Below are 12,976 nucleotides of genomic sequence, written 5' to 3'. Positions count from 1 at the left end.
GCATTGACTGGTCCTTCGATCGGCGGCGGCTTTCGCAAACTGCTGATCGAACAATTAAAGGTGTGGACGGTTAAAGCACGGCTGATGCAATCGTTCCTCGCGGCGGAACAGGTGAGTTGGCCGCAAGCAGCGCCTTATCGTTGGCAAGCATCGCTTTTCGAGCGCACGACGATCGCCATCGACGTTGCGGCGTCATCGATATCGACGGCAGGTCATTCAAAGGGCCAGATCCGGCATTGCGGCTTCCACTTCGTGCCGCTTAGTCGAAGATCTCTTGAATCGGTGACATGTCGGCTTTCGGCGGCAAACCACAAGTAAGTTCAGCCTATCATCTACCGCTGCTGTTGACTCCAAGCAGATGAAGCCTTGGGATGGGTATACGACTGCCGAACCCGTCGAACTGGGCCAGGGACTTGCGGGAGCACAACCACATTCTTGGTGAGCTCTTAGCCAGTGTTTCTGACCGCCTCTGCCAGCATGGAGTAGAGCTGCTGCTTGCTGAATTCCTTGGGCGGCTGCCTCTGCACTGCGTTCCGCGACACCTTCCGTGCGACTGGACGGGCGCAGGCAGCCGACGAGGTCGGCCTCAGCTTCGGGCGCGGCCTTATCTTGGGCGTTGCTGTGGGCGGCTTGTGGCCGCGCTTCAAGCCCAGACGGGTCAGCATGCCGCACACCGCGTTACGACTGCACCCGAGACGACGCGCAATCTGCGCCGCGCTCTGTCCTGCGGACCAGAGCCTGTTGAGGAGCGCTATGTCTTTCGCATCCCAGCCCATGAGAGATATTATAGCGCCGGCTGCCGAACACGCCAGTCTAGTCTTCGTCCGGCTCGCGCACGACCGGCGGTTCGTCAGCGTCATCTTCCTCTTCGTCGTCCTCGTCGTCTTCATCGGGATCTCTTGGCGGCATCGCGGTGCCCATAAGCACAAGCGGTGTCCAGTAGATCGCGGCGGTGGAAAATGCTTCGAAGGTATGTTGCTTCATGTGGCTGCTACTCCTCGAGAATACGCGTAGTCGCATATTCATGGCGGATGGCACGCGCGTCCAGGGCGCGATCGGTGCAAACGAGATGGAAACATCAAGTCGACGACATGAGCAAAGGAGGGCAACCGGCACGCAAATGGCGGCGTTTCAGCTACTTTATGCCCGAGAACTCATTCGGCTCTATGTTCACCAAAACCTCGCCGGTGGTGATTTCGGGAACTCCAAGATCGAGGTCATGTAGACTTGCTTGAACAAACGCGAGTATCTTGTCGTTCGCTGCATTGGCGCTTTCGCGATCGTCAAATATCATCACGGCGATACCAACGCCGTCGCCCGCATCCAGAACTTGGTAAGATCTGAAGCCGTGCGATTGCCTTAGGATCTGGCCGACGCCGCTCTTGGCGCGGCGAGCGGCGTCCGCTACCGAACGAACCTTGGTGTACTTGCGAATGACCATGTACATGAGGCCACCATGCGCCACACGCCTCGACGCATCAAAGCATATCGGTCCCGGTCGGACTAGGGCCAACTTCCGAGACCGGGCCACAGTGTCCGGCTAGGCGAACAGGGCAACGCGCCTTTTCCAATGAGTCCTCCTCGCCCTGCGCATGGGGCGAGGTGCTGAGGCTCAGGAGCCCTCGAACTTGAACGATACGTTGAGCTTGGCGCGATAGGCCTCGACCTTTCCCTTGTCATCGAGCTGCATATCCAGCTTGACGACCTCTGCAATGCGAAGATCTCGGAGAGATTTTGCAGCTTGCTCGACCGCATTTGCGGCGGCCTTCTCCCACGAGTCGTTGCTGGTACCGACCAGTTCAATGACCTTGTAGACGCTATCAGGCGTGTCGTCCTCCTGTCCGGGATGACGAAGGAAATCTAGCATCAGGATCTCGACCCCGATACGGGGATGCCGTCCGGAGCCGGAAAGGGACAAAATTGCATTTGGCGGGGGCAGCTTTTGGCCGGAGCCAACCTGCCGGGCCAGCGCCATCATGTCCGCTCCTAGCGAGCAGACGGAAAAACGTCCGATTGCCTGTCACTTTCCTGTTTGACCCGGTGCCGACCATTTCAGTCTCGGGTCACTCGATCGCGGCTGCTGAGACTAACCAAAAATACGAACCGGCTAAGCCGTCCAAGCCCCTGGCTCCGGCGCTTGCCACCAGGCAGGGATTCGCATCCGTGCTGGCTTGCCCTTGTCCACCCGCTCTAGCGACGGTCTGTAGATAGCTATCGGTCAGATCTCATGATTTGCCGCGGAAGCAGGAGCACTACATTGATCTGGCGATCGAGGATCGTCGTGGCGATGATCGTCGTCTTCGAACTCATCGTGGCGGAGCATTTAACTTAGTGCTAGAGACAACCCTCGCTCAGGCCGGCAGACCGGCATCACATCCACAATCTTGCCTCCCGACCGGTTGCGCTTTCACATTGCCATGCCAGCGTGGAGATCGGTCCAAATCTTACCGCAGCGTCGCCCATCAACGGGGTGGTTGCGTCGCGGACCGAGGACAGGATCGTCGCCCGGCGAAACGTGGACGGCTCGATTAATTGAGCGCGCTGCCGCGTATTGCCGCCAAAGTGCTAGACGAGCTTATGAATTCGGGGGCCAGGCGCGCAATTAATCCATCACGCTGCCAGATTTAAGCCGCATGGGGCCCATATCGCCGCGAAGGCTTTGCCGGTGGGGACGCATTGGCGCGAATATCGGTGTTCGCAGTGCAATAGATATTGCTCACTGTCCATTCGGTCTTGAACGAGGAGCAGAAGCCCTCCGTGGCCGCGTCGTTCCTTCTTGCTCGCAATTTGCGTTCGACCTTTATGGATCACTCGGCCTCGAGCTTCATGCCTTTCGGCTCGGCCAGAGATCAAAGAGCGTCAAGATGTTCTGCCGACCCCCGCCGCCCTGGAGCAGGACAACGCGACATGCTCGCGATGCTGGCGACGCTGGAGTTCTCGATCTCTGCTCTGTCGCGCCTTGGCCCCTGTCGCTAGCGCCCCTGAAACCTGAACAGCACATCCTGCATGAGCCTCATCGTATCCGCCCGGTGAGGGCCGCCTTGCCGAATGAGGCGTATTGTTGAGAACTGTCCCTATGGACAGTGATAGGCGCAGTGCCCAAGTCGAACGGCTTGAGGTGGTGGACACGGGCCGGCGGCGACGCTGGTCCGAGGATGAGAAGCTCAAGATTGTCCTGGAGAGCTTACAGGCGCCGCGCCAGGTCGCAGCAACCGCGCGGCGGTACGGCGTTTCGCGCTCATTGCTGCTGCGATGGCGACGGTCGTTTCGGCCTGAGCCGAAGGATGCCGCCGATCAACCTGGCTTCGTACCGGCGGTGGTGGTCGCGGAATCAGGGCCGATGCCTTGTCCAGTCGCGCCGTCAAGCAGCGGCGGGTCGATCGAGATCGAGTTTTCGGCCGGGGCTCGGATGCGGATCACGGGCACGGTTGATGCGGCGACGCTGAAGGCCGCGGTGGCGGCACTGGCAGATGGACGGCCGCGGTGATCCCCATTGCGTCGGGCGTGCGGGTGTGGATTGCGACCGGCCACACCGATATGCGTCGCGGCATGAACTCGCTGGCCTTGCTGGTGCAGGAAGCGTTCACGCGAGACCCGCACGGCGGCGATCTCTATGTCTTCCGAGGCAAGAGTGGCAAGCTGATCAAGATCCTTTGGCACGATGGACTGGGCATGTCGCTTTATGCCAAGCGGCTGGAGCGCGGCCGCTTCTTGTGGCCGTCGTCGGCTGATGGCGTGGTGACAATCACCCCAGCCCAGCTTGGCTACCTGCTGGAGGGCATCGACTGGCGGATGCCGCAACAGACCTGGCGACCGCAGGCGGCTGGCTGATCGCTGGGATTTGAATCGGTGGCACGATCAGCGGTCCGGACAGAGACCGCGTCTTGTGATTCTCTGGTCGGCGATGGGCGCCGATGATTCTCTTCCCGACGATGTGACCACGCTGCAGGCGATGCTGCGCGCCGAGCGAGCGGCCCGGTTGGCCGCGGAAGCCGAGGCCCAGGCGGGGACCTTGCTGATCGAGAAGCTCAAGCTCACGATCAAGAAGCTCCGGCACGAGCAGTTCGGGCAGTCCTCCGAGCGAGGCGCATTGCTGGACCAGCTCGAGCTACAGCTCGCGGACCTGGAGGAGAACGCGGCGCAAGCTGAGACCGCGGCGCAGATGGCAGCGGAGAAGATAGCGGTGCCATCGTTCGAGCGCCGCAAGCCAGCCCGTCGGCCGCTGCCGGAGCATTTGCCGCGGGAGCGCATCGTCTATCCGGTGCCGGCCACCTGCCCGTGCTGCGGCGACAGCCGATTGCGCAAGATTGGCGAGGACGTAACCGAGACGCTGGAGCTCGTTCCGCGCCAGTGGAAGGTGATCCAGCACGTGCGCGAGAAGCTCGTCTGCCGGGCCTGCGAAGCGATCACCCAACCGCCGGCCCCCTCGCATCCGATTGCGCGCGGGCGTGCAGGGTCCAAGCTGCTGGCCCATGTCCTGTTCGCCAAGTACGGCCTGCACCTGCCGCTTCATCGTCAGAGCGATGTCTACCAGCGTGAAGGCATCGACCTCGACGTATCGACGCTCGCGGACTGGGTAGGTGCCGCAGCGGCAACCCTGATGCCTCTGGTCGATGCGATCCGGAGCCACGTCTTCGCAGCCGAGCGCATCCACGCGGATGACACCACGGTGCCGGTCCTGGCCAAGGGCAAGACCCGGACCGGCCGGCTCTGGACCTATGTCCGCGACGACCGTCCGTTTGCCGGCCCAGATCCGCCGGCGGCCGTGTTCTTCTACTCGCCCGATCGTGGCGGTGCGCATCCGGAGCAGCATCTGGCGGGCTATGCCGGACTGATGCAGGCCGACGCCTACGCCGGCTTTGGCAGGCTCTACGAGGCCAATCGCAAGGGCGGCCCGATCATCGAGGCCGCCTGCTGGGCGCACGGCAGGCGCAAGTTCTTTGATCTCGCGCGGCTCAGCAAGGCGCCGATCGCGGCCGAGGCGGTCAAGCGCGTCGATGTTCTGTTCGCCATCGAGCGCGAGATCAACGGTCTTACTGCGCAGGAGCGTTTGCGTGTGCGCCAGGAGCGTAGCCGCCCCCTGATCGTCGAGCTGGAGGCGTGGTTGCGCGAGCAGCGCGCCAAGCTCTCCAGGAACAACGACACGACCAAGGCGATCAATTACTGCCTCAGCCGCTGGGATGCGTTTAGCCGCTTCGTTGATGACGGACGGCTTTGCATGTCGAACAATGCCGCCGAGCGGAAGCTTCGGGCTGTCGCCGTGGGCAGAAGAAATTGGACCTTCGCCGGGTCCGATGAGGGCGGACGGCGCGCGGCTACCATCTACAGCCTCATCGCCACCGCCAAGCTCAATGACATCGACCCGCAGGCTTGGCTCGCCGACGTGCTGGCGCGCCTACCGGATCATCCCGCCAAGCGCATCCACGAACTCATGCCCTGGAATTGGCGACCTCAGAACGTCGCTCAGGCCGCATAAGCGCGGTCAGCCATCCGTTCAAGATGACCTAACCAGGGGCCGTCACCAGACGCGTACGCCTCATCCCGCAGGATGCGCTCTTCAGAAGCTAGAACCGACAGCTATCAGCGGCAGCCGTAGCGACCGTTAATCAGAACGCGGAGACATGCCGTCCCAACCGCGGCCGCGCCAACGGCCGCGCCGCCTACGACCGCGCGCCATGTGGTGCGCCGTGCAACGCCGGCGACTGACACGAGTGTCAAGGGGCGCCCGACGCGCAGGGCGCCAATTTCCTCTATGTGCGCCGTAATGGGCCCTAGGGTTACCGGATCAACCAATTTGCAGCGCCGCGCGCCAATCAGCGTGAGGATGATTGGGGGGCGTGCCCCGAATCGATGTGGTTTGCCATCGAAGCCGTGTGCGAGCGGACACTAATCCTTACCTCCTCGTGATCTATGGCCTTTCCATGCTCGATCTAGTGGAAGGCGGATGCACTTAGGACGAAGTGATGCACTGGCGCGAGCGGTTCAGGGCTCGCTGCGGAGCGGCCTGACGTTGCTCAGCAACAAGTCCGCTGCCAAGATCGACACGCTGGTCTATCGCATCAATCACGCCCCAACCGCGCCCTGTTTCGCCGGGGCAATTCGGAAGAGCGGAAATCGATCCATTGCCAGTGATCGTCCCCTGAGGCACGGCTTACGGGCACCGAGTCGGCCATAGGCTCGATTGCCGCAGTGGCTGACGTGACGAGCGCGAACAGAGCGATGAGAACGAGCGGCGATGTTGGATCAGCGGATCCCCGGTTCGAGCCTGGTGCGCCAACCATATCAAAACTGTTCGTATTCAATTAAATTACGGATGGGGTCGACGAGAACAAGGCGGATCTGGTGCGACGTTTTTTGCGTATCGTGCCCCGGATAGCAGTGCGACTTATGCTTTTCCTTTGTTTCTGCATCTTCGCGCAATGCGAAACGGTGTGCAGATTAAACGGCACAGGTCGATTACGCGCTCGTCGTAGAATAGGATACTAAGGCGCGCAAATGCACAACCTGTTTTGCCTAGTCGCCTCGTGATCCCTCGACCGTTTCTGCGACAGCTTGGTGATTTAATCCCCGTCGCGGCAGCCAGGATCGGCAGGGCTGCGATCGACTTGATCTTCTCGATCGCAAAGCGCGAGGTGCGTGCTCGAAGTTGGAACCAGCAATCCGGCCATAATCAAGAAGCGTCGGCAGGGTGGGCTGGTACGGTGAAGTGAAAAATTGCGCCGTGGGGCTGGTTGCGCGTCACCCACAAGCGTCCGGCATGCGCTTCGATAATCGAACGACAGATCGACAGTCCCACCCCCAAACCGCTGGGCTTCGTCGTGTAGAAGGGGGCGAAGGCGTGCTCGAAGGTTTCAGAGCTCATCCCCGGTCCCGAGTCCTTCACCTCGACGAGAACACCGTCCGGTGCACCCTGCGCGGTGGTGATCAGCACTTTCTTGGCTCCATTCGCGACCGTGCCGATTGCCTGGACAGCGTTGATAATCAGGTTGAGAACCACTTGTTGCAATTGGACGCGGTCGCCCTCGACAAGCGGTAAGCTGTCTGCAAATTCCGTCTGCACTGAGATGCCGTTCTTCATCGCTTCGCCGCGGGTAAGCTCAATAACGTCCCTGATCGCCTCATTGATGTCCAAGCGATCCTTCCGGGGCGGTGCTTTTTTTACGAGATCGCGAATTCGTTGGATGATGTCGCTGGCCCGAGCGGTATCGTTCATAAGCCAGTCCAGTGATTCCCTGACCCTCTCAAGATCCGGCGGATTTCTGTCCAGGAAGCGCGCGGCCGCACCAGCATTCATGGATGCCGCGGCAATCGGCTGGCTCACTTCATGCGCGATCGAGGCCGTGAGTTCGCCCATGGTGGCGAGGCGGTTAGCGTGCGCAAGCTCCTTCTGTATCTCGCGCAGCGCCTCTGCGGCCCGCTTCTGTTCGGTGATGTGCCGTCCAACGCCGCGATAACCGATGAAGTGGCCGGACTTGTCGAGCACCGGTAGCCCGGAGACGGACACGTAGCGCTTGCCGCCATCGGGCGTAGGGCGCGCGAGCTCGAAATCGCGGAACGGCAGGTGGGCATCGAGCGTCTCCCGATGCTTGCGCCAAGCCTCCTCGTCGGGCTCCAAGTAGGGCACTTCCCAGCGCGTCTTACCAAGTTCAGAGCCCGACGCGGGTGCGTCGACCATGCCTTCGGCGAATTCCTGGCGAATGAAACGATGCCGCGCATCGGATTCCCAGTACACGTCGAAAGAGAACTGTACGAGAGTCCGGAAACGCTCCTCGCTCTCCTGCAGAGCCACTTCCGATCGTTTGCGCTCCGTCAGGTCAACGACAAAGGAGACGCCCTGGTCTCGTTGTTCGTCGAACGCAGCCATGCCGATCAACACCGACACGCGGCTTCCGTCCTTGCGGAAATACTCTTTCTCGAACGGCTGCACGCTACCCATCTTTTTTAGTTCCGGGATCCACCATCGCTCGTGGCGGTCGAGCCATTCAGGCGGCGTCAGGTCAGTCCAGCGCAGGCGGCCCGAGACGAGATCCTCACGGTCGTATCCCGCGATGTTGAGAAACGCATCGTTGGCCTCCAGAATCGAACCTTCAAGCTCCCAGATGATGATTCCGATGATGTTGGCATCGACAAGGCGTCGGATTTTCGCTTCCCGTTCTCCGAGATCGCGGTACAAAGCCGCATTTTCCAGCGCGATTGCTGCCTGTGAGGCGAGCAGCTTCAGCACCGCAATTCGCGCCGGTGCAACAACGTTGGGCGTCAGTGTATTCTCGAGGTAAAGCACGCCGATAACTTTCGCACGGTTGATCAGGGGCATGCAGAGAATGGAACGAGCGTTGCGCTGATTAACGTAGGGGTCCGCGGCAAAGGGAGGCTGGACCGTGGCATCCTCGAGAACCGCGCACTCTCTGGTTCGCAGTACGTAATGGAGAACGGATTCGGGAAGGAGATCCGCGGTCACCGCTGTATTGCGCATTTCAACAGTAACTTCATCGCCGGTTGTGGTGGCTTCCGCTTCGATGCGCAGCTCGGTGTCGTGCGACAAGATCAGCAGACCGCGTTCAGCCCCTGCTTGTTGGATGGCAGTGCGCATGAGCGTCTCGATAAGCGTCTCCAGAACCATCTCACCTGACACCGCTTCCGACACCTTGATGACAGTGGCGAGGTCGAGATGCTCGACCGGCGCTCCAATCGTGCTCATCGGGCCTGGCTCTGATCTCGCCTCCCTGAGGTGCGGATGCATATCCTCAAGTTGCCGCACTTTGCCGTCTGCCCCCCAACGAACATAGCAGTCGCGCGCTCTCCGCAAATAGATGCCAGAAAAGTCTTCGAAACCACGCTCGCCGTAAAACCGCGCGGCCAATTCATAAGCGAGCGCCTCGTGGTGGACGAAGCCGTTGTCGCGAGCGGAGCGGATGGCTTGTTCATAGAGACGCTCCGCGTCCAGTTCTCTGCCTTGGAGACGGGCGATCTCGGCGCCGGTTAGAATAGCGCGGTCCGCGAAATTCTCCGGGCAATTCTGTGCCCACAAATCGAGCTGCGTGTGGTGCCCAGTCAGGGCCTCAAGGTGCCCTTGACGTTGTTCGGGCTGTGCCGAATTCCAGCATGCAGCGTGCGATAGCGCTGCATAGAACTCGTATTCCACCGTCTCGAGTAGCTGCGGTGGTGACCACGGCAGTCTCCGTGCCTTCGATGCGGCGTCGACGGCCGGCGAATAGTCGCCGGCAAAGAAGCACGCTTGCAGCTTGCGGATCCAATACCAGCTCTCGGGCAGCGCGAATGCCGGATCGGCGGCCAAACGCCGTTCGAACCGAAGCTCGTCGGACGGGTCGTCGTGCAGAGCGCCGAAACGCCGCGTCAGGCCGCGCAGCATACGGATTAGCCCAACCTGGGGCATTATGATGTCGGCCACCAACGCAAACTTCGCCTTCTTGCTCAACTGCAACCCGTGCTCGGCTTCGCGCTGCGCTTCTGCAAGCGCATCGCCCGCCGCAAGGAAATTTGTATTCAAGCTGGCGCAGCTGAAGGCCGCGAACGTGACATCGCCACTGCTGCTCGCGGCCTCAAATGCCCGCTGAAAGGCGTCTCGGGCATGCTGGAGCTGCTTGGTCCATGAAAGGACAAGGTTGCCGTAGTTCAGGTAGGTCCTGGCGTGCACGCGCGAAAATCCGCACCGCTCGACCAGCTCAGTGCCGATACGGCTGAATCGAAGGCCCGCCTGATAGTCGCCGAAGCGCGCGCCGGCAATGGCGCCGAACATGACGTAAGGAACGCATGAAGCATCGTTGTTCCCCCACTCGAGGCTGATCTCCACCGCTTTTAGGGCCACCAGTGAGCGAAGGTTCGCATCAGTGAAAAACGCCGGCGGCATGAGCGCCGTCAAAAGATCTATGGTCGCTAGTGCGAGTGCATCACTCATTAGCGGCAGATCCAATAGCTCCTCGACCGACCGATTCCCGAGCCGAGATCGGACGTGCTCGTATTCGCGTCGGACGTCATCATCGCTTGGGTGGACTACCCATCGAATCCCGAGTTGTTCCAGATAGCTGAGACCGGCGCTAACCGCGCGGTCCGGCTCACTGAGCGCCGTATACAGATCCACCCGGCGGCGCGCGACGACAGCAAGGTCGGCGGCGGTCGCGGTTCGCGTCGTCAGCTCCTGTAAGCGCTGTTCTGCCTCCAGGACCGAGCCGGTCACGAACTCGCATTCGGCGCGATGCAACTCGAACGCAAAGGCAAGCTGCTGGCGTTGTTCCCAGCAGTCGTCTGGTAACATTGCGGCACCGGCAGCGGCATAGTTGAGCGATGCCGCGTAGGCCGCCGCCCCCCACGCGCGCAGGCTGGCTGTCAGATTAAGCTCTGCGAGTTGCTCGCGTTCGTCTCGCGAGGTGATCAAGGACCCGCCACGGTTGAGCTGGTTAACGATCTCGAAAATAGCCTTCTCCCACTTCTCCCGGGGGGTCTGCGCCAGTAGCTCCCGACCGATTCGCAAATGCAGCGCCGCGCGTTGATCATCAGCAATCAGCGAGTAGGCGGCTTCGTGCACTCGATCGTGGACAAACCGATACACTCCTGGCTGGTGCTCGACCAATTCCTGGCGAATGGCCTCCCACAGATCCGCGTGTACCCGCTGCTCGGAGCGACCGAGGACGATCGAAATTGTCCTCGTGTCGGCGACGTTGCCGAGACAGGCCAGCCGCTGCAGCGTGATCTGCGTCTCGGCAGGCAGGCGGGTCAGCTTTGCGATCATCAGATCCACGACATTCTCGGTGTGGCCCTTGACGCGAATGCGAGCGAGATCCCAGCACCAGAACCGTGCGTCATGATCGAAGCGGACCAATCCCTCTTCGGCAAGCGCCTGAAGGAATTGAATCACAAAGAATGGGTTGCCGGCCGTCTTATCGTGAATCAACTTCGCGAGTGGCGCGGCACGCTTCGAATCGCAGCGAAGAGCATCGGAAATCAAACGCGAAATGTGTGAGCTGGCAAGCGGCTCTAAAATGATCTGCTGCACGTTAGCGCCAGCACTCTTTATGGCCTCAAGCCTGTACCACAATGGATGAGCGAAAGTGACCTCGTTGTCGCGAAAGGCGCCGATGAGCATCAGGTATTGCAGATCGGAGCGGGTTAAAGGTCCTCAACCAGATCGAGCGTGGCGGCATCGACCCACTGGAGATCATCGAGGAACAGCGCCAATGGATGCTCGGACTGTGCGAATACCCCTATGAAGCGCCGGAGCATGAGACGGAAGCGGTTCTGTGCTTGCTGCGGGGGAGCTCAGGGACGGGTGGCTGCTCTCCGACGATCAGCCGCAATTCAGGGATCAGGTCGGTAACGAGTCGTCCATTGGCGCCCAGCGCACCATGAAGCGCTTGGCGCCAGTGCGTCAGCTCGGCTTCGTTCTTGCTCAGAAGGAACCGCACGAGGCTCTGAAAAGCCTCCACTACCGTTGAATAGGGAATATCGCGTTTGTACTGGTCGAACTTGCCTGATGCGAACAGCCCGTGGGACGGAACAAGGCGACGATGGAGCTCATTGACTACCGAGGATTTACCAACGCCGGAATAGCCGGTAACCAGCATCAATTCCGGCGCGCCGCTCTTGATCATCCGGTCAAAGGCGGACAGCATGGCTTCAATCTCGCGGTCCCGTCCGTAGAGCTTCTCAGGGATCCGCAGTCGGTCGGGCGTGTCGTATTGTGCGAGCGCAAACTCTTCGACGCGGCCTCCGGTTTCCCATTCGATCAGGCAGCGGCGTAGATCATGTTCGAGGCCTGAAGCGCTCTGGTAGCGTTGCTCGGCGGATTTGGCGAGCAGCTTGAGGACTATGGTCGAGATTGTAGCCGGTACAGTGCTTACCCGCTCGCCGGGCGCCACTGGCTTTCGCGCAATGTGGCAATGCACCCACTCCATGGAATGTGCCGCTGAGAACGGCAACGAGCCGGTCAGCATCTGATAGAGCGTAACGCCAAGTGAATAGAGGTCACTGCGGAAATCGATCGAGCGGTTCATCCATCCGGTCTGTTCGGGCGCCATGTAGGGCAGCGTGCCCACGATGAATTCCGGCGGCCCAGGGGCGCGTCGCTCGCGGGCGAGGCGCGAGGCGATACCGAACCCGGTGAACCGGACCCGTTCGTCCTCGCAGTTCACCATAATATGCGCCGGCTTCACGTCCTTGTGGACGAGGCCGCGTTGGTGCACCTTGTTCAGGGCTGCGGCGATGCCGATCGCGAGCTGCAAAAAGCGTCCGATGTCCATGGGCGCACCAAGCAACTGTTCGAGCGGCTGGCCACCAGGATCCTCAAGCAGCAGCACTGGACGGTCACCATCGCACTCCAGCCCGAGCGGCCGCATTGCCCAGGTCTCATCTAATTGGTCTTTCAGCGCAAACTCGTGATCAAGACGATCGAGGAGGCCGGACGAAGCGTGTTTCGCCTTGGGAAGTACCGCCAATACAGTTCTGCATGCGCCATCGGAAGCCGGACGCAATGGCCGACAAAAGATGCGGTCATCGTCCTCCCATAGCACTTGGAACCTGCTGTCCATGCGCATCAACCCAAAACACTGGGTTCAACCCCGAAGCCTCCGCGTGACCAATGTCAGGTGAGGAGGTACTGTGTTGCGCTCTGTGGCCACATCGACACTGCCATAAAAGCGGGGTTCTGCCCAGCGTAAGCTGCGGCGCCAGGCAGATGACGGCGAGAAAGCCGAAGCGGCGCTAGCCGGACATCAACCGTGATCGCGCGCGAGCCGGCGGGCGAATTCAGCGGTGTATCGAACTCGAAATATGCTGCCCGATGCGTCGCCACAACTTCTGCTGGCCGTCCGGACCGGCTCGAATGCGAACGGCTTCTGCGGCTCAGGTGTGGTCTGGGCACCTGATTGCTGTGCGGTGCGGCCCACGAGCTGATTGGCTCATAAAGCGGACGCGCACCGCCTTTGATTTCGGTCGCCGGCCTTCATCCTACTCAGTCGTGCCA

General features: G+C 60.9%; 8 protein-coding genes and 1 pseudogene. 4 read left to right on the top strand and 5 right to left on the bottom strand.

Annotated features, from left to right (window positions below):
• Nucleotides 1-3 precede the first annotated feature (3 nt).
• Nucleotides 4-318 (top strand): hypothetical protein, encoded by a 315-nt coding sequence (locus tag AB3L03_RS04765; protein WP_368508303.1) that lies wholly within the window; start codon nucleotides 4-6, stop codon nucleotides 316-318.
• Nucleotides 319-446: 128 nt separating this feature from the next.
• Here AB3L03_RS04765 and AB3L03_RS04760 read toward each other — a convergent pair whose 3' ends face one another.
• The 4 genes from AB3L03_RS04760 to AB3L03_RS04745 all read right to left on the bottom strand — a co-directional run bounded on the left by AB3L03_RS04760 (nucleotide 447) and on the right by AB3L03_RS04745 (nucleotide 1,978).
• Nucleotides 447-776, bottom strand: a complete 330-nt coding sequence (locus AB3L03_RS04760; RefSeq protein ID WP_085350875.1) for a GcrA family cell cycle regulator — start codon at nucleotides 774-776, stop codon at nucleotides 447-449.
• Nucleotides 777-813: 37 nt separating this feature from the next.
• Entirely contained in the window at nucleotides 814-984 is a 171-nt protein-coding gene (locus AB3L03_RS04755) for a hypothetical protein (RefSeq protein ID WP_166517563.1), read from the bottom strand.
• A 151-nt stretch (nucleotides 985-1,135) separates the two neighbouring features.
• Nucleotides 1,136-1,447 carry a hypothetical protein gene (locus AB3L03_RS04750; RefSeq protein WP_085350876.1) on the bottom strand — a complete coding sequence of 104 codons (312 nt, stop codon included), beginning with the start codon at nucleotides 1,445-1,447 and terminating at the stop codon, nucleotides 1,136-1,138.
• A gap of 165 nt (nucleotides 1,448-1,612) precedes the next feature.
• A complete protein-coding gene (locus tag AB3L03_RS04745; RefSeq protein ID WP_326951669.1) occupies nucleotides 1,613-1,978 on the bottom strand; it encodes a dodecin family protein in 366 nt (121 codons plus the stop codon).
• A gap of 1,140 nt (nucleotides 1,979-3,118) precedes the next feature.
• Here AB3L03_RS04745 and AB3L03_RS04740 point away from each other — a divergent pair.
• The 3 genes from AB3L03_RS04740 (at nucleotide 3,119) to AB3L03_RS04730 (ending at nucleotide 5,476) form a co-directional block, all read left to right on the top strand.
• Entirely contained in the window at nucleotides 3,119-3,487 is a 369-nt protein-coding gene (locus tag AB3L03_RS04740; RefSeq protein ID WP_368508302.1) for a transposase, read from the top strand.
• Nucleotides 3,484-3,831 carry an IS66 family insertion sequence element accessory protein TnpB gene (tnpB, locus tag AB3L03_RS04735; protein WP_247333956.1) on the top strand — a complete coding sequence of 116 codons (348 nt, stop codon included), beginning with the start codon at nucleotides 3,484-3,486 and terminating at the stop codon, nucleotides 3,829-3,831. The genes AB3L03_RS04740 and tnpB overlap by 4 nt, the downstream gene beginning before the upstream one ends.
• A gap of 73 nt (nucleotides 3,832-3,904) precedes the next feature.
• A complete protein-coding gene (locus tag AB3L03_RS04730) occupies nucleotides 3,905-5,476 on the top strand; it encodes an IS66 family transposase (protein WP_368509026.1) in 1,572 nt (523 codons plus the stop codon).
• Between the two features lie 1,194 nt (nucleotides 5,477-6,670).
• Here the strand turns inward: AB3L03_RS04730 and AB3L03_RS04725 are convergent.
• A pseudogene (locus tag AB3L03_RS04725) lies at nucleotides 6,671-12,548 on the bottom strand (AAA family ATPase).
• Nucleotides 12,549-12,976: the final 428 nt, after the last annotated feature.

Source organism: Bradyrhizobium lupini, assembly GCF_040939785.1.
Classification (GTDB): domain Bacteria; phylum Pseudomonadota; class Alphaproteobacteria; order Rhizobiales; family Xanthobacteraceae; genus Bradyrhizobium; species Bradyrhizobium canariense_D.
Note: the sequence above shows the minus strand (reverse complement) of the source record. Positions and strands in the feature narration are given on the sequence as shown.

Excerpts from the sequence above, each read along its gene's own strand:
- AB3L03_RS04760 (WP_085350875.1), bottom strand. The coding sequence starts at position 776 with ATGGGCTGGGATGCGAAAGACATAGCGCTCCTCAACAGGCTCTGGTCC.
- AB3L03_RS04750 (WP_085350876.1), bottom strand. The coding sequence starts at position 1,447 with ATGTACATGGTCATTCGCAAGTACACCAAGGTTCGTTCGGTAGCGGAC.
- AB3L03_RS04730 (WP_368509026.1), top strand. The coding sequence starts at position 3,905 with ATGGGCGCCGATGATTCTCTTCCCGACGATGTGACCACGCTGCAGGCG.
- AB3L03_RS04745 (WP_326951669.1), bottom strand. The coding sequence starts at position 1,978 with ATGATGGCGCTGGCCCGGCAGGTTGGCTCCGGCCAAAAGCTGCCCCCG.
- AB3L03_RS04755 (WP_166517563.1), bottom strand. The coding sequence starts at position 984 with ATGAAGCAACATACCTTCGAAGCATTTTCCACCGCCGCGATCTACTGG.